General features: G+C 64.9%; 10 protein-coding genes and 1 pseudogene. 9 read left to right on the top strand and 2 right to left on the bottom strand.

Features of this window, described 5'->3' with window-relative positions; genetic code table 11:
• The first annotated feature begins 134 nt into the window (after positions 1–134).
• The 9 genes and pseudogenes from F7O44_RS25400 (at position 135) to F7O44_RS25360 (ending at position 20,009) form a co-directional block, all read left to right on the top strand.
• On the top strand, positions 135–389 hold the full coding sequence (locus tag F7O44_RS25400) for a DUF3892 domain-containing protein (RefSeq protein WP_162453108.1): 255 nt from the start codon (positions 135–137) through the stop codon (positions 387–389).
• 141 nt (positions 390–530) lie between these two features.
• Complete coding sequence (pglW, locus tag F7O44_RS25395) at positions 531–4,832, top strand: BREX system serine/threonine kinase PglW (RefSeq protein WP_222851688.1); 4,302 nt, start codon at positions 531–533, stop codon at positions 4,830–4,832.
• 8 nt (positions 4,833–4,840) lie between these two features.
• A complete protein-coding gene (gene pglX / locus F7O44_RS25390; RefSeq protein ID WP_222851687.1) occupies positions 4,841–8,419 on the top strand; it encodes a BREX-2 system adenine-specific DNA-methyltransferase PglX in 3,579 nt (1,192 codons plus the stop codon).
• Positions 8,420–12,178, top strand: a complete 3,759-nt coding sequence (locus F7O44_RS25385; protein ID WP_162453106.1) for a DUF6079 family protein — start codon at positions 8,420–8,422, stop codon at positions 12,176–12,178.
• Positions 12,175–15,024, top strand: coding sequence for a BREX-2 system phosphatase PglZ (pglZ, locus tag F7O44_RS25380; RefSeq protein ID WP_162453105.1), 2,850 nt, complete (start codon positions 12,175–12,177; stop codon positions 15,022–15,024). The genes F7O44_RS25385 and pglZ overlap by 4 nt, the downstream gene beginning before the upstream one ends.
• Positions 15,021–16,319 (top strand): BREX system ATP-binding protein BrxD, encoded by a 1,299-nt coding sequence (brxD, locus tag F7O44_RS25375; protein ID WP_162453104.1) that lies wholly within the window; start codon positions 15,021–15,023, stop codon positions 16,317–16,319. The genes pglZ and brxD overlap by 4 nt, the downstream gene beginning before the upstream one ends.
• On the top strand, positions 16,319–18,409 hold the full coding sequence (locus F7O44_RS25370; RefSeq protein ID WP_162453103.1) for a DEAD/DEAH box helicase: 2,091 nt from the start codon (positions 16,319–16,321) through the stop codon (positions 18,407–18,409). Before brxD ends, F7O44_RS25370 begins: the two co-directional genes overlap by 1 nt.
• A 225-nt stretch (positions 18,410–18,634) precedes the next feature.
• Positions 18,635–18,772: pseudogene (locus F7O44_RS25365) on the top strand (HNH endonuclease); the annotation flags it as partial.
• Between the two features lie 40 nt (positions 18,773–18,812).
• Positions 18,813–20,009, top strand: coding sequence for a hypothetical protein (locus F7O44_RS25360; protein ID WP_162453101.1), 1,197 nt, complete (start codon positions 18,813–18,815; stop codon positions 20,007–20,009).
• Here F7O44_RS25360 and F7O44_RS25355 read toward each other — a convergent pair.
• Together F7O44_RS25355 and F7O44_RS25350 are read right to left on the bottom strand one after the other, a co-directional pair.
• Positions 19,987–20,676, bottom strand: coding sequence for a hypothetical protein (locus tag F7O44_RS25355; protein WP_162452977.1), 690 nt, complete (start codon positions 20,674–20,676; stop codon positions 19,987–19,989). The two genes, F7O44_RS25360 and F7O44_RS25355, sit on opposite strands and share 23 nt — an antisense overlap.
• A 226-nt stretch (positions 20,677–20,902) precedes the next feature.
• Positions 20,903–21,325 (bottom strand): ester cyclase, encoded by a 423-nt coding sequence (locus F7O44_RS25350; protein ID WP_162453100.1) that lies wholly within the window; start codon positions 21,323–21,325, stop codon positions 20,903–20,905.
• Between the last annotated feature and the right edge of the window lie 10 nt (positions 21,326–21,335).

Here is a 21,335-nt window from a genome sequence, read left to right as displayed (position 1 = left end):
TCAGTCACCGCGTCGCCGCGCCGGGCCGGTTCTCGGGCGCGCACTGTCGGACCTCAGAACTTCATCCATGCCCAGCCGTTGTGTCCGGGGTGGTCGCTACGTTCCCTTCATTCCGACAATGAAGGGGGCCTGTGATGGCCACGGCAAGAAGAGTGACGAAGACCGGGAAGGCCGACGACGGCACGATCTCGAGTCTGTGCAATCCCGGCGAAGATTGGTCGCCAAGGAGCAAGGCCGCAGCAGTCCGCGACATCAAGAACGGGGACTACAGCTACTGGGTAATGGTCGGCGGGCAGCGAGTTGACGTGCATGTCGTGCGTGGCGAGCACCTCAGCACCAGCCCAGACGGCTACGGGCGCAATAACCTGCTCGAGTTGCCCGACTGCTGACAGCCGGCCGCAACCCAAACGATGCAAACAGGACCGAACCGTGAAACTCTCACGGTTCGGTCCCGAATCGTCACCACGTGTTTCTGCAACCGCATCTACCTGGCAAGATGCTCCGTACGGTGGCGAGTGCAACAAGGAGGGGTGGGATTGCAATCCGACCGGTGGGTGGAGGTCAGCCCGTCGCAGTTCCCGCATGAGGCGGAGGGACTGAAGCTGGTCAGGCAATTGTTGCCGGATGCCGAACCCTTCCGTGCGTGGTCGAACTTTGAATTCCGCGATACCCACGGTCGCTGGCATGAGGTAGACCTGCTAGTGCTTGGTCGGGACACCTTGTTCCTCGTCGAGCTGAAGTACTACCGCGGAATCCTGTCCGGAAATGACCATCTGTGGCGTCGTGACGGTCATCGCGCCGAGGATTCCCCGCTCAAGCTGGCACGGCGCAAAGCCCAGTATTTGGCCAGCCTTCTGAAGGATCGCTTGCGCGATGTCATGCGAGAAAAGGGAGATCTGCACACCGACCCACGCAAGATCGTTCCGTTCGTGCAAGAAGCAGTCTTCCTCCACCATCCTCATCTCGTCTGTGAGTTACCTACGCACGCCCGGCAGGGCATCTTTGGCCTCGAAGATCACGAGCGCACGTCGGGCTTGGCGCCGCTGTCGGAGTTACTGCTTGCACCCGCCAAACGCACTGCGGTGACTGCCAGGAACTCTGAGCTGCTCGCCGGCCTGATACGGCACATCGGCCTGGCACCTCGCCGGCAGCGAGAGGTCGGATCGTGGGTGATCGACGACGAGCCGCTGGCCCACGGCGACGGCTGGCAGGATTGGCCCGCCTTTCATCGCGTGGCCACCACGGATCGCTATCGGATCCGCTTTTATATCCCGAAGCCCGACGCCACCCGAGCCGAGACACTGCAACTGGAGCGGCAGATTGCCCATGAGCACCAGCTGCTGTCCCGGCTACGCCACGACGGGTTGCTCGTGCCACGCGACCTCATCAAAGATGAGCTGGGTATCGGCCTGGTATTCAACAACGACGAGCGCCTGGCCCGGCTAGATCTGTGGCTTGCCGATCATGGGCAGAAGCTCGCGTTGCATCAGCAGCTCGACATCATCCGCCAGCTTGCTGAAGCGCTCAGCTACGCCCACCGCCACCGGGTGGTCCACCGCGGTATGGCTCCGTCCGCGGTGTTCGTCCGTGAGCGCAGTGGTGGTGGGCTGGCGGTGACGATGTCTAACTGGGACGCCGTCGGCAGCGTGGCCGGGACGCGAGTCGGAGACATGACAAGCACCGGCATCTCAGCCGATCTGACACCAGCGCAGGCCGGTGTAGAGCTGTCCGACGAGGACCAGCTGTTCGAGGCCCCGGAAGGACGGTGGAACCCCGACGCAGACCGAATCCGCCTGGATGTGTTCGCCCTCGGTGCCATCGCCTTCTACGTGCTGACCAATCAGACACTTCCCGCACAGGATCGCGGGGCCCTGGTGGACCGGCTACGCCGCGACTCTGGCCTTGATCTCTCCGCGGAGCTCCCACAGATCTCCTCCGCGCTCCGTGAGCTGGTGCTGGCAGCGACGAAACCACGGCCGTCTGAGCGCACTGCGAATGTGGCACAGTTCCTCGCGCAGCTAGAACTGGCCACCTCGTCCATGATGGGCACTACTGCGACGGAAGAAGAGGATCCGCTCGAGGCGCAGCCTGGCGCCGTCATGGGGACCGACGGACGGTTTACCTATGTTCGCAAACTCGGTTCCGGCTCAACTGCCGTCGGAATTCTTGTGAAGGACGCCAAAGCAGGCGACGCACTCCGGGTGCTCAAGGTGGCGAAGGATCCCGAAGCGAAGGAGCGACTGGAAGCCGAAGCAGGCGTACTCGGCCGGCTCAACCATGAGCGCATCGCGATGCTGATCCACCAGGACAAAGTCGGTCCACGCAAGGCGCTCGTGCTACAGCACGCCGGCGATGCCACGCTGGCCGATGAGCTGGCGAGCAAACGCGGGCGGCTCTCTCTTGACCTGCTAGAACGCTGGGGTGGGGATCTGCTCGACGCTCTGGTGGTGCTGGATCACGCCGGGATCAATCACCGCGACATCAAGCCGTCCAACCTCGGCGTCCATCAGGCCGGCCGGAGCAAAACCGAGACGCATCTCATGCTGTTCGACTTTTCGATGGCGGGAACGGCCGTCCGAGCCATCAGTGCTGGCACGCCACCATACCTGGACCCGTTCCTCGGGCAGGACGGTCGCACGACGTACGACAGCGCCGCCGAACGCTACGGCGCGGCTGTCGTGCTGTACGAGATGGCCACCGGGCGGCTGCCGCAGTACGGCGACGATCCCGGCGCCAATCCGGCCAGCGTAAGTGACGACGTCACCATTCCGCCCGAGGCGTTCGACCCAGCCGTGGCGGAAGACCTCGCCACGTTCTTCGGGATGGCGCTCTCACGAAATCCGAAGCGCCGCCACGACACTGCCGAGGACATGCGCCACGCCTGGCGGGCGATTTTCAAGAGCCTGGGCCGGTACGGCGACGAAACCGAGCAGAAGGTCGCCAGCGCGACCCTGGAGACGGTATTGGCCGATGCCGGTCTGTCCGCTCGAGCGATCTCCGCGTTGGAGCCTGCCGGTGTGGCGACGGTGGCCGATCTTCTGGCCTTGGACCCGGCGCAGCTCAACCGACTGCTCAGCAGAGAGATCAAATCCACCCGGGAGGAGATCAAGAAACGTGTCAACGCCTGGCGCCGAGCGTTCAAGGACCAGCTCAAAGGGATCAGCATCCCGGCGCGGCGCAGCGAGCCAGCGACACTCGCCCACCCGGTGGCTGCCGCGGAGCTTCTCGCGGCTATCGCTGGAACGCGGCGCACGCCGGCGCGGCAGAGCGCGGCACGCCTGATCTTAGGTCTCGAGCCAGGACTCGATGCGTTTGCCAACCAGCAGGAGCTGGCCTCTGCTGTTGGCCGGTCGGCACAGCGCGGTCACCAACTCATCAAAGAGTTGCAAGATGCGTGGTCGAAGAACGAACAGACTCAGGTGCTACTCGACCAGTTGGTACGCATCGTCATCGGATCGCTGGACACGCTGGGCGGGGTAGCCAGTGTGCCAACACTTACCACTGAGGTCCTAGCCGCGCTTCCTGACCTGCCGGATGGCTCGTCCGCCGACGCTGAACGGCTCGGCGCAGGGTTGCTGCGGCTGACGCTAGACCGCTATCACGAACACGTGCTGGCCGAAACAGAAATGCCGCTGGCCAAGCGCCGCAGGGGTGGCCGCCTGGCATTGCTCGCGCGCAGCACCGTCCTGCTAGACGCGGCAGAGGCAGCTGGGGCATGTGCCGATGAGCTGGTCGCCGCCGCGCAGCGGGCCGGGGAACCCGTGGTGCCGCAGCAGCGGGCCGCTCGTCAGCTGCGGTTGCGGTTTACCGAGGCATTTAGAGCTGGCGCGGACGCCGGTGATGAGCCCCCGGCGATGACGGATCTCAGACTGGCGCGCCTGGCGGCGCGGTCGTCACGTGAGGCCGCACTTTCGGCGCGTGGTGAGCTCCATCGACGGAACTTGCCGGGTTCGGATGCGATCCGGATGGCTCTGGCCGGGCTCGCACAGAACACCGAACTGACGCCATCCGAGCTGGCCGGGCGGGTACGGGCCCGGTTCCCTGAGCTCGATCCGCTGCCCGAGCGTCCGGACCTCGACGCCGTGGTTGACGCATCCGGGGTCGGGCTGCAGTACTTGCCAGACCGTGACGTGTACGGCGTGCCGAGTGACGATCGGCCAGATACCACGGGTTTTCCGACACGGACGCCTACGGTGCAACCCGCACCCACTGAAGCGTCGCTGGGCCGCGGCGACCATTTGACCCGGGTCCTTGCTGGGAGCATGTCGTCGCGCTCATTCCTCGCGATCGGGATATCTGCACAACACGCGGACCAGCCGGTGCGCGCTACGCGCCTGCTCGCCGAACGCTACGGCGGCACCCTGCTCGACGTCACCGGCCTACTGATCGACGAGATGCGGACATCCGCTCAAGCAAGCAAGCTCCCGTGGGACGTGGTCAGCGCTGCTGACGCCGCCCAGCCAGGCAGCCGCGACGCGCGAGGCCTGCATACCTTGGTGGAACGGGTCATGCCGCGCGTGACCAAGCACATCGATGCTCTGGTCTTCTCCAGTGCTGCCGACGACGCGCCCGTGATACTTACTGAGCTGTCTCCGCTGGCCAGGTATGGCCACCTCAATGTGGTGGCTCGGTGGAGCGATCTGGCCGCCAGGCGACAGCGTCCGGTGTGGGTGATACTGCCGCAGCTGGCGTGGATGCGCGGCGCCGTCGTGGACGGCAAACCGCTGCAGCTGGGCTCAGACGGACAGTTCGTGGCACTGGACCTGGAATGGGTGGCGATGCAGGAGCAGACCGAACCTGGTGGGGACCGGGTACAAGAGGGGAGCCGATAGTGGCAAAGGTGACAGGGCTGGTCGGTGATCTCCGGGCGCAGGTGACGCTCCTTGAGAATGACCTGCGGGCGCGGGTGGACGGGCCGGACGAGTTCATGCGCGAGGAGGGCGTGGCCGAGCGGTGGAAGACCGAGCACGCCGACGCGCTGAACGCTGAGCGGACCGCGGCGTCCTGGCAGGCCTGGCGAGACGAGCGAGTGACCCAGGCAGCATCGGCGTGGGTGCTACTGACCGTGTTCGCCCGGTTCTGTGAAGACAACCGGCTGGTATCCCCGGTGTGGATCGCGGGCGCAAGCCGAGAAGACCGGCAAAGAGCACTCGACGCCCGACAGGCATACTTCCAAACCCACCCCGAGCACAACGACCGGCACTGGCTGCAGCAGATCATCGAGCACTTCGCCTCAATCGGCGCCACAGCCGGTTTGGTGGACTCCTACTCGCCCATCCATCAAGTGTCCCCGTCCGGTGACGCCGCGCGGCGACTCCTGGAGTTCTGGTGGGACCAGGACTCCAACGGCGAACTTCTCCGCCGATTCGGGCCTGCCGTCAACCCGGAACTGGACACTCGATTTCTGGGTGACCTCTACCAGGACCTCTCGGAGTTCGCGAAGAAGAACTACGCGCTGCTGCAGACGCCGGAGTTCGTCGAGGAGTTCATCCTCGACCACACCCTTGAACCGGCCCTCCGTGAACGGCCGCTCGATGGCTTTTCGGTTATCGACCCCGCGTGCGGTTCGGGGCACTTTCTACTCGGCGCGTTCCATCGGCTGCTCGACCGGTGGTCCCGACAGGCACCCAACCTGGAGACGCGTGCACTGGTCCAGCATGCGCTGGACGGAGTACACGGCGTTGACATCAACCCGTTCGCCGTCGCCATTGCCAGGTTCCGACTTATCGTGGCCGCACTTAGAGCCGCAGGCGCGCGCTCTCTAGAGAATGCCCCAGATTTCCAGATCCAACTCGCTGCAGGCGACTCGCTCATTTACGGCGCACCCCAGCAGACATTGGACGAGAATCTGATACTTATGGCCAAAGACGATTTCTCTTACTCAACTGAAGACAACGCGCTCCTAAAGGACATATTTCGCCGCCGGTATGATGTTGTCGTCGGCAACCCGCCATACATCCCTGCGAAAGACAAAGCCGCCAGGAAACTTTATCGAACCCTGTATCGCCACTGTAAAGGAATCTATGCGTTAACGGTACCATTCATGGAGCTGTTCTTTAATGTGGCGCGACAGGGCGAGCACCCTGGCCGGATTGGAAAGATAACTTCAAATTCCTTCATGAAGCGTGAATTTGGAAAATCTCTGGTTGAGAATTTTCTCCCTGGCAGAGACTTGCGTACGATAATAGATTCAGAAGGTGCATGGATTCCTGGACACAACAGCGACGGCACCCCCACCGTAATACTATTTGCCGTAAACTCAGTTCCCCGAACTCCCTCCGTCCGCGCCGTGCTAAGCAAAGGGAAGCGCGAAGCGTCCTCGGTAGGAGAAGTCGGCGAAGGACCTTTTTGGCGAAGCATAGTTGAGAATATTGAAACGCCTGGGTTCGACAACGACTGGATAAACGTTGATGATCTCGAACGCGGCACTCTGCAGCGACACCCGTGGATCCTGTCCGGTGGGGGTGCTGGCGAGTTGATCAACAAGATTGACTATTCTACTCCGCGACAAATATCTTCAGTTGTTAAGCGCGTCGGATTCATGGCCATGAGTCATGCCGACGAAGAATTCTCCCGCCCCTCGCCCGTCGTCGGTCGGAACGAGCTGGAGTCGACCGCGTGGATTCCACTGGTGACGGGCGACGACATTCGCGACTACCATGTTGCATCCGACCGCAAGGTTTGGTTTCCGTACGGAACGAGCGAACTTCCTGCACTTGAGATCTTGCCACGATCAGCGAGGCATTTGTGGCCCCTACGGACTCACCTAGGAAACCGGGCGAGCTTCAATGGACTCACCTATTCCGCGGCAGGAAAGCCTTGGTACGCATGGCATCAGGTTCCAGCCGATCGCGGCGCCTGTACGCATTCCATTGCATTCTCTGAAGTGGCTACACATAACCATTTCATACTCGACAGAGGTGGGAGGGTTCTAAATCAGTCGGCGCCTGTCGTAAAACTCGGTTCGACAGCGTCCGATACGGATCTCTTCTCACTACTGGCCCTTCTAAATTCCTCCACGGCATGCTTTTGGCTTCGACAGAAATGCAAACCAAAAGGTGGTGCAGCAGATCAAATCTGGTTGCGCACCTATCAATTTAATGCAAGCAGGGTGAAACAATTTCCGATACCGGCGAATGCGCCAGCGGGACGGGCAAGGAGGCTCGACAAGCTGGCCCAACGCCTTTCCGATACGGAGCCCCAGGAAGTTGTGAAATTGCACGCACCTACGAGAGGCGAACTCGACATCCTTGGGATCGAGAATGGGCGAATAAAAGCGCAACTGATCGCGGAGCAGGAGGAACTCGATTGGGAGTGTTACCGGATTTACGGTCTCATTGACGAAGAGCTGACGTTTGGTGGTGAGCTGCCCGAGCTCGCGCTCGGTGAGCGAGCCTTCGAGATCGTCATGGCCCGCGCAATGAATGAGGGCGAAGAGACGACGTGGTTCGAGCGTCACCGGTCGACTCCCATCACCGAGATTCCCGAGCACTGGCCTGCCGACTATCGCGACCTGGTGCAACGCCGCCTGGACGTGATCGCCAGCAACAAGAACATCCGGCAGCTGGAGAAGCCCGAATACAAGCGCCGCTGGGCCATCGACCCGTGGGAGAAGCGCGTTGAGGAGGCACTACGAGGTTGGCTGCTGGACCGGCTCGAAGACCGCGCGCTCTGGTTCGACAATCAGGGACGGCCCCGGCCGCGCAGCGTCGCCCGGCTGGCTGACATCGTCGCCCGGGACGACGAGTTCCGCGGCGTGCTGGAGCTGTGGGCCGGCCGGCCAGACCTACCCGTCGCCGTTTGCCTGCAAGACCTGCTCGGTAATTCGGCCGTGCCGTACCTCGCCGCCTACCGTTACAAGGACTCCGGTCTGGAGAAACGCGCCGCATGGGAAGAGATCTGGCGGCTCCAACGCAAGGAGGACGCGGGCGAAACACTCGACGCTCCGATCCCGGTCCCGCCCAAGTACAAGCCCGCCGATTTCACTCGCACCGAGTACTGGCAGCACCGGGGCGACTTCGATATACCGAAGGAACGGTTCATCCTCTACCCGGATGCCGGACGGGAGACCGACCCGACGCCGTTTCTGGGTTGGGCCGGCTGGGACCACGCTGAGCAGGCGCTCGCGCTGGCCAGGATCATGAACGAGCGCGAGCAGGACGGTTGGGACGACAAGCAGATGATCCCGCTCATCGCCGGGCTGGCCGAACTCCAACCATGGGTCCGCCAGTGGCACGGCGAGATCGACCCCACGTACGGTTTGAGCCTGGCCGCTATCGTCGACGAGGAGCTCGAATCGCGGAGGCAGCGCGCCGGGGTCACAGTCGAGGATCTGGTCGCATGGCGGCCGGAGAAAAGAGCCCGTGGCCGACGGTCTAGGCGTCAGGCGGCGGCACCCGCACTGACCAGGGAGCCTTAGATGAGTAGGTTGCTGCGCGACGTCATCGAGATCCCGGAGCGGGCCGGGAGCGAAGACTACGTGCTTCGCCTCGCTGAGAGCACGGACACCGCGCACCTGGAGCAGACGCTCGCCCAGTACGTTGTCACCGACTCGCTGGCGCAGAACTTCGACTCCGCGCTGGCGCTCGTCTCGGACGCGGTTCGCAACAAGACCAGCCGGGGTGCGTTCCTCACCGGCTCGTTCGGTTCCGGTAAGAGCCACTTCATGGCCGTCCTACATGCCGTCCTCGGCCATGAGCCGGCCGCCCGCAAGATCGCCGAGCTGCAGCCAGTGGTCGCCAAACACGACGCTGCGCTACGCGAGGCGAAGCTGCTACGGCTCAGTTACCACCTGCTTGGCGCGCCGTCGCTGGAACAGGCTGTGCTCGGCGGCTACGTCGAGCAGATCCAGCGGCTGCACCCCGACGCGCCCCTTCCAGCGGTGCACACGAGTGACGATCTCCTCACCGACGCGGAGAACCAGCGCCGGACGCTCGGCGACGAGCGATTCTTCGCCGGGCTCAACGGCGACGACGATGACGACAGCGGCGATGTGTGGGCGGGACTCCTCGGCACCGGAACCTGGGACGCCGAGACCTACCACACCGCGCGTGCCGCCGGACCAGAAACTGAGGAACGCCAGCGGCTGGTCACTGCGCTCACCCAGAGCTACTTCACCTCCTACACCCGATTCGCCGACTACGTTGATCTGGAAAGCGGGCTGCACGCGATCTCCCGGCACGCACAGGCGCTCGGCTACAACGGCGTCGTGCTGTTCCTCGACGAACTCGTGTTGTGGTTGGCGTTCTCTGTCCGCGACACCGAGTTCTTCCGCCGGGAAACCCAGAAGATCACCAAGTTGGTGGAGTCGTCCGGCTCCCCGCGGCCGATCCCCCTAATCTCGTTCATCTCCCGGCAGATGGACCTGCGTAAGTGGTTCGCCGACGCTGGCGCCACCGGCAACGAGCAAGAGGCGCTGGATCGTGCCTTCCGCCATCAGGAGGGCCGTTTCGCGTCCATCCAGCTTGGGGACGACAACCTCGCCGAGGTGGCTCATCGCAGGCTGCTCTGGCCGGTGGACGACGAGGCCCGCCGGACCTTAGAGGACGCATTCGGTCAGCTCGAACGCCGCCCCGCCGTGTGGGACGTCCTCCTGGACAGCATCAACACCGGCGAGAGCCACCACGGCGCTTCCGAGGCCGAGTTCCGGCTTACCTACCCGTTCTCGCCCGCCCTTGTCTCCACGCTGCGCTCCCTGGCCAGTGTCATGCAGCGAGAACGCACAGCATTAAAAGTCATGCAGCAGATGCTGGTGAACCGCCGCGAGTCATTTACCGTTGACGATCTCATTCCGGTGGGCGATGCGTTCGACTACGTGGTTAATGGCCGTCAGGCGCTCGACTCACACGCAGCCAACCTGTTTCGTGCCGCAACTGCTCTGTATGAGGACAAGCTCAAGCCGATCCTGCTGCGTGAGCACAACGTCACCGAACGCCAGCTCGCCGACGACCCCACCTCGGTCCCACGAGGATTCCGCAGCCAAGAGCGGCTGGCCAAGACGCTGCTGCTGTCCGCGGTAGCACCCAACGTCCCCGCGTTGAAAGAGCTGACGGCCTCCCGGCTGGCCTCGCTCAATCACGGCTCCATCGTCTCGCCGCTGCCCGGCAACGAAGCCCGGCTGGTGATGGCCGCCATCAACACGTGGAAGAAGGAAGTCCCCGAGATCCAGACGTCCAGCGGCAGCGACCCGGTCATCCGCGTCCAGCTGGCCGATGTCGACTACGAGTCGGTCGTCGAACGGGTCAAAGGCGAGGACAACCCGGGACGGCGCCGGCAGCTGGTCAAGGAGATCGTGCACCAGGCGCTCGGCATCGACCCACACACCAGCGACCTCGACTCCGCTGCCACCCGTCAGGTGACGTGGAAGGGATCACGGCGCGAGGTGGACGTTGTCTTCGGCAACGTCCGAGACACCGCCTGGCTGTCCGACGAACACTTTCAGAACCGCCCCGGCACCTGGCGCTTCGTCGTCGACTACCCGTTCGACGAGGAGGAGCAGTCCGTCTCCCAGGACATCGCCCGCGTTGAGCGGATGCAGCAGGCAGGCAAGTACTGGCAGACCGTCGTGTGGCTGCCTCGCTATCTCACGCCCGAGGTGCAGCGCGAACTGGTGCGCCTGGTCAAGCTGCATTGGCTGTTCTCCGGCTCGGGCGAACGCTGGCAGAACAGCTCCGACCACCTGCCCGAGGCTGCCCGCGCCCAGGCCCGCGCCATTCTGGAGAACCAGCATGCCGCCTACAAGGAACGCATCACCCGGGTGCTGCAGCAGGCTTACGGGGCAGCCACCCCCGACGCTGGCAACCTTGCCGACGACGCCGCACATACCCAGGTGCTGATGTCGCTGGACCGCTCGTTCAGCCCGGCCGAGCCGGTGGGCGCCGACCTCGGCACTGCCTTCGAGAACCTCATCGACCAGGCATTTCGCAGTAGCTATCCGGCGCACCCAGAGTTCGAGCCGGCCCGCGAAGAGATCACCGTCCGCCAGCTGGAGACCGTCCGCGGCTACGTCGAGCAGGCATCGATCCAGGAGGACGGCCGCACCCCCACGCATCCGAGTGACCGCCAGGTGCTGCGCCGTATCTGCGGACCGCTCCGGCTCGGCAAGGCCACCGAGACACACTTCCTGTTCGGTAGCGATACGTTTGCCTTCTGGGCAGGCGAGTTCGACCGCGCCGTTGCTCATCACGGCGGGAACGCCCATGCCCCGGTGACCGTCCGGCAGCTGCGCGACTGGATCGACGGGCTGACCCCGGCGTGGGGACTGCGCACCGACGTGGCCGACCTGCTCATCAGCGCGTGGGCACTCCTGCAAAAGCGGGCATGGTTCGAGGCCAACACTCCTGTCGCTGCCCCTGCGCTGGGCAAGATCCGCGATCACCTGGAGCTGCGGCCGGAGCCGCTACCCACCAAGGAGGATTGGACGACTGCGCACACCAACGCCGGCCACCTCTTCGGCCTTGCCGGGAACCAGTACCTGACCGGTGCGAACGTCGCCGAGTTTGCCGGAACTGTCAGCGCCCGAGCCGCCGAACACGCTGGTCCCGCCGACGCGCTCGTCGGCGAACTCCGTCAGCTCTACAGCCGGCTGACGGTCGACCAGCATGATGGCGACCGGCTGACTGTGGCGGCTGCGGCCGCCAGCTTCGTCATCGACCTGTCACGGACCTCCAACCGGGTCGCACTCATCGAGAAGGTAGCCAGAGCCGAGTTCCCCGTTCCGCTCGACGTGGTGGGACGTACGCTCGCCGATGCTGCGACCGTTGTGCGTGCGCTCCAGGCGTTCCAGTGGCATCGTCTCTCTCCGGTGGTGCAGGCGGAGACAGGCGCCGACGAGCGAGCGCAGCAAGCCCGCGACATCATGCGTCAGCTGCGGGAGGCAACTTCAGCCGACGAACTCACGGTGCGGCTTGCCGACGCGTTGAGACGGGCGGAAGAGGAGACCTTCCAGTGGCTCGCCGACCAAACGCCGTCGGTGCCTGCGCCCCCACCCGCGCCAGAACAGCACGGCCCCGAAGACGTGGAGCTCGACGTCTCAACCGACGAGCCGCAAACTGGCCAGATCCGCGACAGGATTGCCCTCACATCCGCGAAGGATGTTCCCGTCGTCGAGGTGGAGCTCAAGCGGTTGTTGGCTGAGCACCACGGTCGCAGGATTCACGTGCAATGGTGGGTCGAATGAGCACAGCGGTGACGGCCAACGGCCACGCACTCACCGTGGCGAGCCCCGCGGTGGTGCGATCCCTGTTGGACGGGCTGGCCGGTAAGCGGCACGACGCCGGCATCCTCGGCGTACAAGCGGCCGCAACCTGGGAGGGGCCCGAGCAGTTCATGCATAACGGGCGCAGCATCCGAGTCTTGCCGTGTCGTTCAACCCTGGCCGTCTGGGAAGCGCTTCGGCTACGTGACTCCTCCGACTGGCTTGTCATCCTCACGCCGTGCGATCAGGACGACCTGGGCGCGGGTGTCATGGCTCATTTCGTGGGCAACCGCCTGCGGACCCCGGACCCGTGGGAAGCCGTCCGGCACAGGTTCACCGCCGAGCGGCTCGACCCGAGGCTCTACTCGTCTGGGGCGCGCTCTCGCGAAATCGCTGCTGGCTTGTTAGCCGTTCTGCCTCATGACGGCTGGACGCCTGCCCCTGCTGGTGTGCTCACCCGCGACCATGCGCTTGGATCCGTCGTCCACAACGGGCTGCGCGTAGTTGACGCAGGGGTGGAAGTCGATGTGACCGCGGTCATGGCCTGGAGCGCCCGGCCGGACGCTACCTCGCTCCTGGCCGACCTGCGCGCAGCCGCAGGCGACGCGCTCACCGACGAGGTCATCGACTGGCTGGCCGGACGGTGTGGCTTGGCCGCCGGACCAGTACGAACGTTGCTGGCCGCTGGCAAGATCTCCGAGATCGTCCCGCTGGGTGTCCTCGCTGGCTTGCTCAGCGCGCCCGACGTGGCGGACACCCGCGCTGCCGGGCACTTCCAGGGTGCGTTCGGGCTGGGCAAGCTCACTCCAGAGGTGCTGGATGCGTGGCACGCCGACGCCCGCTGGCTGGTGACCCACGCACTCACCGACGGCTACGGCCCCGAGCTCGCCAGCAAGGTGCTCACGGGTGCGTCGCGCCACGTCGCCGACCTCGGCCTCGACGAACTTGCGCAGGTCTCCGACATGCTGCCCGCAGGACTGCAGTCGCGTCTGGCCGAACTCGCCCGCGAACTCTCGAGCGTGCTGCCGGACGCTGCCACCGTGGCCACGGCCGGGGCCGGGATCGATGAGCCGTTGGTGGCCGCCGACCTCTCGGCTGCCGAGTCCGCCTTCTCCCGGATCCGGGAGCATGTCCTCGCCGAGAAAGACGCGTCGGTGCGCGCATTCGAAGCAGCCTTGCGGCTCGTGCGCTGGCTTGCGACCGACGCCACCACCCCGGTCGGCAGCGACTTGGCCCTGGCGCTCGACCAGCACCTCACGACTGACTCGTGGGTGGACGCCGCGGTCAACACAGCCGCCCAGGGATCCGCCGACTCCGGCCTCGCTGACGTACTCGGGACGGTCTTGCGGCTGGTTCGCCACCGGCGCGACCGGCATGACGTGGCGTTCGCCGCGGCCCTGGCGGCCTCGCCGGAGCCGGAGCAGCTCACTGTAGAGCGGGTGCTGCCGGATGTCGTTGTCCCGCTGGCCCAACGGCGGCCGGCGTTGTTGCTGGTACTCGACGGGATGAGCGCGTCGGTGGCCAACCAGCTCGTCCGCGATGCCGGCCAGCTGGGGTGGGTCGAACATGCGGTTCCCGGCCACGAGCGGCGGACGGCGGCGCTTGCGGTACTGCCCACGCTGACAGAGTTCAGCAGATGTTCGCTGCTGTCCGGAATGCTGTGCCACGGCCGCGACGATGCCGAGCGCCAGGGGTTTCAGGCGGTGCTCAAGGGTGCCAGCTTGAAACACGACGTGGACGGCGGCGGGGCGCCGCTGTTTCACAAGAAAGATCTCGATACCTCGCGACCCGGGCTGACTCTCTCGCCCGCGATCCACACCGCCGTCGCCGACACGGAAGGGCTACCGCTGGTCGCGGCCGTGCTGAATGCCGTCGACGACGCACTGCACCACACCGACCCGGCCGGTATCGACTGGACGCTCGATGCTGTACGCCATCTCAAGCCGCTCCTCGACGCCGCCCGTGGTGCCGGACGAATCGTCGTCCTGACCTCCGACCACGGGCACGTGATCGAGCGTCGCCAGGGAACGCTGCGTCAGCACTCTTCCACGTACGGGGCGAGAGCCCGACCCGCTGTCGAGTCCGAACCCGCCGCAGGCGACGAGGTCATGGTCAGCGGTCCGCGGGTGCTCACCACCGGCAACTCCGCAATCCTTGCCGTCGATGAACGGATCCGGTACGGCCCGCTCAATGCCGGATACCACGGCGGCGGCTCACCCGCGGAGGTCGTCGTGCCCGTGGTGGTCCTGCACCCCGGCGACGCTCCCGCAGAACTTGGCCTCACCAGTATCGACGGCGGCCAACCGGCCTGGTGGGAGCCTACAACCAGGCCCCGCGCTCATGCGGCCGGTGCGTCGGAACCGCCGCGTGGGGCGGGATCAGGACCGAGGGGCGCTACCCGTGCGGTGTCGCGCTCCGACGACGACGCCGCCACGCTGTTCGAGCTTCCCGGAAGGCTGCCTCAGACCACATCCACTCCGCAGCCCCGGCCGGACGGCCCTGGTGAAGAAGCGGCCAAGGTGGCCCAGTCCGTCGTGTCGTCGCGCACGTTCAAGCAACAACTCGCCATCGCTGGGCGCGTCCCGGTCGCTACCGAGAGGATCACCAACCTGCTCGCCGTACTTCTGGACGCCCCGGACCGAAGGGTCCCAGCACACAACGCCGCGGCTACGCTCAGCGTCGCCGCACCTCGCCTGCGGGGTGCGCTACACGTGCTCAAGCGGGTTCTCGACGTCGAGGGGTACGTGGTGATCCGGTACGAGGAGGCCTCCGGCGACATCGTCCTCGACGAGTCGCTCCTGCGCGAACAGTTCGGGGTGCAGGGATGAGCATCTCCCCCCGGCGCCGCCGCGAAGTGCTCGCTGCCTTGCGGCGCGGGACCGTGCCAGCGCACGGCCTCGACCAGCTGGCCGTCGGGCTGGACAGGTTTGGCGGAGAGATGGATGCCGAGCTCGAGACCGTGCGGTCCGGTGGGGCGATTTTCAAAGCCGTGCGAGGAGAGTACGGGGCCGGGAAGACGTTCTTCGCGCGCTGGCTGGCAGACAACGCACGCAAGAAGGGCTTCGCCACCGCCGAGGTGCAGATCAACGAGATCGACACGCCGCTGCACCGGTTGGAGACCGTCTACCGGCGCACCATCGAGTCCTTGCGCACCGACACGGTACCGCCGAGCGCCTTGCGGCCGATCCTCGACTCGTGGCTGTTCACCGTCGAAACGGACGCCAGCGGCGCGGACGGCGAGATTTCCGACGAGTCGGTGGAGAACTTGCTGGAGCAGCGGCTCACCGAAGTCGCCGCGCGGGCTCCCGTGTTCCCGCTCGCTGTGCGTGCCTACCGCCGGTTCGTCGCCGAAGGAGACAACGATGCCGCCGACGGCCTCGTCGCGTGGCTTGGGGGGCAACCGCACGTCGCTGCTCGGGTGAAACGCCAGGCTGGGATCAAAGGCGATCTCGACCACTTTCTGGCACTCGGGTTTCTGCGCGGGCTGCTAGCTATCCTTCGCGACTCCGGTCACGCCGGCCTGTTGCTCGTGCTGGACGAGGTGGAGACGCTGCAGCGGGTACGCAGCGACGCTCGCGCCAAGGCACTCAACGCGTTACGGCAGTTCATGGACGAAGTGCACGATGGCAACTTTCCCGGCCTGTATCTGTTGATCACCGGCACGCCAGCGTTTTTTGACGGACGTCAGGGCATGCAGTTACTTCCGCCATTGGCCGACCGGTTGCATACGGACTTTTCCCGAGACCCTCGCTTCGACAACCCACGAGCGCCGCAGCTGCGGCTCACCGGCTTCGATCTCGACAAGCTCGTGGAACTCGGCACGCGTGTCCGGTCGCTGTTCATTTCCGACGTCAGCGACGCCGAACGAGTAGAGCGCACCGCAGATGACGATTTCCTTCGCGACTTCGCCTCATCCGTCGCCGGCAAACTAGGCGGAAGAGTAGGCACCGCTCCACGGCTGTTCTTGCGCAAGCTCGTCGACGTCCTCGACACGATCGAGCTGCACACGGACTTCGACCCGCGGACCGATTACGAAGTGGCCATTCGTCCGACCGAGTTGAACGACGCCGAACGAGAGGCAGCCGCGACTCGCTCGGCTGACGACATCGAACTCGACGTGTGATGACCGAGGCGATCGACGCGCTGCATCCCGCAGTCCGCTACCACCTGGCAAACACCCTGCGCTGGGATGCGCTGCGACCGTTGCAGGAGGCCGCGATCGCTCCGATCTTGGCCGGTGAGGACTGCTTGCTTCTGGCCCCGACCGCGGGCGGCAAAACCGAAGCCGCCGTTGTCCCCCTGCTCAGCCGGATGGCCGAGGAAGGCTGGCAGGACACATCCGTGCTATATGTGTGCCCGCTGCGGGCTCTCCTGAACAACTTGCAGCCGCGACTGAATTCGTACGCCGCCTGGCTCGGACGCTCGGCCGAGGTATGGCATGGAGACGTCGACCAGCCTGCACGTCAGCGCATCCTGCGTGAGCGGCCGGACATCCTGCTGACCACACCGGAATCCATCGAAGCGATGCTGGTGTCTACCAAGGTCGATCCACGAGTGATGTTCTCCGGGCTGCGGGCTATCGTCGTCGACGAGATCCATGCGTTCGCCGGCGACGATCGCGGGTGGCATCTACTCGCTGTTCTTGAACGGCTGACGAGGCTAGTTGGCCACCCGGTCCAACGCATCGGCTTGTCGGCCACTGTCGGAAATCCGGAAGATCTGCTTGCCTGGCTGCAAGGTGGGGCTACAGCCCGGCCGCGACGGGTGATTGCGCCAGCAGCCGCATCGGCTAGCGCCGACGTCGATGTCACCCTCGACTATGTTGGATCGGTCGTCAACGCCGCCAAGGTCATCGCCGCATTGCACGAGGGAGAGAAACGGCTCGTGTTCGTCGAGAGCCGACGTCGGGCCGAGGAACTCGGAGCTGCGTTGCGGGAACGTGGCATTAATACGTTCCTTTCCCACTCGTCGCTCTCGGCGTCGGAGCGCCGTCGATCCGAAGCGGCGTTCGCCGACTCCACAGACACCGTGATCGTCGCGACATCGACCCTCGAACTGGGAATCGACGTCGGTGACCTGGATCGGGTCATCCAGATCGATTCCCCCGCTCGTGTCTCGTCTTTCCTCCAACGCATCGGTCGTAGTGGCCGACGCATGGGGTCGACCCGCAACTGCTTGTTTCTGTGCACGGACGAGAACTCGGTGCTGCAGGCTGCCGGCCTGTTGGAGCGGTGGTCCTCTGGTTGGGTCGAACCGGTGACGGCGCCCCCGTCGCCACGGCACATCGCCGCACAACAGATCATGGCACTGTGCCTCCAGGAGAACCGCGTGGGTGTCAACACCTGGCGCGATTGGTGGGGCGAGCTTCCGCTACTCGATGAGCACGCGGACGAGATCCTGGCGTTCCTACGCCGTGAGGGTTACCTCGAGTCCGACGGTGACTTCATGTTCATTGGCCCACAAGCCGAGCGCAAGTTCGGTCGTCGGTACTTTTCAGACTTGACTGCGGTATTCAGCGCCGCACCAGAATTCACCGTGCTTTCGGGGCGTGAGGAAGTCGGGACCATAGAGGACGCGGTTCTCACTGAGGAATCCGCGGGCCCGCGGATCATCCTGCTCGGTGGCCGTAGCTGGCAGGTCACCCATATCGATTGGGCACGACGCCGCTGCCAGGTGGAGCCGACCGCTCTGTCAGGGAAGGCACGGTGGGGGTTTTCCCGCGGAGGTCTTTCATTCGACATCACTCGGGCGATGCGGGACGTAGTACTGGGCGTCGATCCCTTGGGTGTCAGGTTGACCAACCGAGCTCGGGATGTCTTATCACGTCTCCGCGAAGTCCATGCCCACCATGTTCACCGCGACGGCACCGCGATCAGTCGAACCGGTCGGGACGAGCTTCGCTGGTGGACATGGGCAGGCAGCGCGGCGAACCGCACCCTTCAAGCGTCCCTTCCCGGTGCCGTGGCGGAACAGCAACGAGCGGACGATCGATCCTTGCGGTTGCGCCCCGACGCATCCCGAGACGAGATCATCGACGCCATAGCGAATGCGATGATCACCCAGCCCTCAGTCAATGGGGCCAGCGTGGCCGGCTTGAAGTTCGCCGACGCCTTGCCACCAGACCTGGCGACGGCAACAATTGCGCAGCGGTTGGAAGACCAGCCACACGCCAAGGACGTCCTCTCAGAACCGATCGTGTTCCTCAACGAATAACGGCGCGTCCTGTTCATCGACTTTGTCCGGGGTTCATGGCACGATCTCTGGCAAGTAGGGGGTTGGGTAACACACGAAGGCGAGGGGCATGCCGGTGGGTCCTGGCTTGGGTCACGTCATGACGCCCGAGCCGTCAACGGCCTGATCATCTAGCTCTGCGGAAGCTGTCGGAGCCAAAAGAGGGAGCATTGCGGTGGCGGAGGCACAGAGCGCCCATCAGGTCGCAACAACAGGATGCGGATCTACAAGCAGAACGAGATGGACGCTGACCACGTGACGGGCTGGTCGAAGGGCGGGGTGACGGACCCCTCGAACCTGACGATGCTCTGCCTGACGCACAACCGCACCGAGGACAACAAGTAAGTCATCACCGCGACCCGCGGTGCGTCTAGAAGGGACAGGCATGCCGACAGGCAGTGAGCGCTACCGCAAGCACAAGGTCTGGGAGACTTTGAACCTCAAGCTCGACGCGCTCAAGGCGGCCAGGTACGACGACGCCAAGGTGGAGCAGAGGCGCGAGGACATCGTCGAGTGGCTGTCCGAGGCGGCCAAGACGAAGTTGGCACGGCAGCCAGCCCTGTACCTCAGCGCCCTCGACGAGCTCGGGAAGGCGCTCAACGAACTGCCGACCGGTGACGCCGAGTTCAAGCGCTACGTAGCCGTCCAGCGCCAGCCGCAGAACCCGCAGGCCATCGGGAAGCTGGAGGCTGCGCTGCGCTCGTTGCCCCTGCCGCCGCCGAAGGATCTAAAGAATACTTACGTCAAGCTTCTCGACGAGGAGATCGAGTTCCGCACAGCCAGGCTCGATGATTTGGCGGCAAAGGTCACGGAGACCGAGGAAGGGCTGCAGGATCGGCTCAGCAAATTGGACCGTCTCGAAAAGGACCTCGACACTCTGCGTTCCGAGATTGCCGCTCAACGCGCGGCGATCGCCGAGGTCAGTTCTGCCGCCGAGAGCAAGATCAACACAGAGTGGAGTGAGACGCTCGGCGATTGGAAGAAGGAGCGCACGTCGACTGACGAGAAGCACGATGCCGAGGCCGTGCAACACATCGCGACGCTCGCGGCGACGGCGAAGGCGGGCGAGGCCCTCGCTGAGCACGCTGCCGGCGACCTCAGCGCGGCCGACTGGAATGGCCGGGCGACGCGGGAGCGCCGTGCCGCCCAATGGATACGCGCCGGTGCTGTGGCCGCGTTCGTGTTCGCGGGCGCGGTCGGTTGGTTCATCGTCAGCGAGGCAGTCCGCAACGACTTCGACCTCACGTTGGGCGACGGAGTTCTCCGTTCGACCGTTGCTCTGGTCATCGGCGCGTTCGGCGCGCTGCTCCTTCGCGAGTCCAGCCGCCACTTCCGGGAGGCCGACACCGCCGAGGATGTGGCTCTCTCGCTCCAGGCCCTCGCGCCGTTCTATGCAGGCTCCGCTGACGACGTCCGGCTCGACGCCCGGAAGCAGGTCGGGAACGCCGTGCTCGTCAAGAACGTGCTCTCGCGGTTCGCGCACCGGGACGCGGCCAAGCACGCCACGGAGGTCAACACGTCCGATCTGCCGGGACTCGTCAAAGACGCAACTAGAGCGCTCAAGGGCGGCGGCCAGTCCTGACTCTGGCCGGCAGTTGGTCGTCAGAGGTAGGTGCCGACCTCGGTGAAGAACGTGTGCGCGTACGTCGGCTGTAGTCTGGCGGGACTCCCCATCGCGAAAATATAGGGCTGCGGCCCACCGCGTTCCTGCTTACACGTTCACAGAGCCTGCGCAGGATGATTGCAGTCGAGGCAAGGCTCCGGATGCCGGGAATCGGGGAGACTACCAGGACGCCCAGCCCATGCCAGCGGATGAACGCGCAGAGCAGGTCCACGCGGTCTGCGCTGGCCAGCTCCGCCCGCAACTCGGCTGACAGAGCGGGCTCGCCCGGCGAGTTGGTAAGCAACGCGGCATCCGACAGCGGCGTCACCGGCCGCGGCCAGGTGCGACCAGCCACCGGATCCGCCGACGAGAGTTCCAGCAACTGCTCGATGGTGCCGGGCAGGGCGTCGTCGTCGGCATTTAGGTGTTCGGTGATCTTGTTGACAAGGGCGACACGACGCCCGGTGTCTGGCTCCGCTTCGACCGCCCGGCGGACCAGTGTGGCGATGTGCCGCGCGAGGACATCCGCGGCCGCTTCTCGGTCCACAGGCTGAAGATCAGGTACGACGCCGTCAGCGGACTCAAGTTCCCGGTCGAGCGCAACGGTACGCAGTGCCTCGTAGACCCCCTCCGCCAATGCACCCACAGGCACACTCTCTCAGACGAAGCAGACACAACAGCGTGCTCGCGAGCGCTAGTAGCGCGCGAGAGATCCATGGTGACGACGTTATGCCGCGGCTGTCGAGTTGTGTGGTGAGTCCAGATCTAGTCGAAGCGGCTCTCTCATCGTTGCCAACGGGCGTTCCGATCGGGAAGGATTCTCGGGCGGGTGGTCGAGTATTAGGACGCTCCATCGCCGTAGCCGTGGGCCATCAGGAAATGAGTCCGAGCTGGGCGGCGACACCGCTCGCGTCGAAGTAGGCCCGCTCCTCGATGATCAGCCCATGCACGCCGAGCGTCCAGAACACGGCTGTCTCGAAGGAGACGGGCCGCCCGGTCGCGGGCAGCTCGCCGTCGGGCATCGCCAGAGGACCGTCGTTGACGCCGTTCACCGCGAGTTCGAATGCAACACGATCACCGGCGTCGATCACAGGCCGGAGCAGCCGCCACTGAATGTCGGGAAAGGCTCGCCACACCGACGCCGCCACGTCTTCGGCGGCGCTGCCGCCTTTGATGGGTTCGGGGAAGAAGGGATCGTGGAACACCACGTCCTCGGCGAAGAGCGCGTCGTAACCGGCGCGGTCACGACGGTTGAACGTCTCCACGTACGCGTTGGCCAGCGCTTCTCCAGACATGTCGCTCGTC

The sequence above is a fragment of the Phytoactinopolyspora mesophila genome (assembly GCF_010122465.1).
In the GTDB taxonomy this organism is placed as follows: Bacteria; Actinomycetota; Actinomycetes; order Jiangellales; family Jiangellaceae; genus Phytoactinopolyspora; species Phytoactinopolyspora mesophila.
Note: the sequence above shows the minus strand (reverse complement) of the source record. Positions and strands in the feature narration are given on the sequence as shown.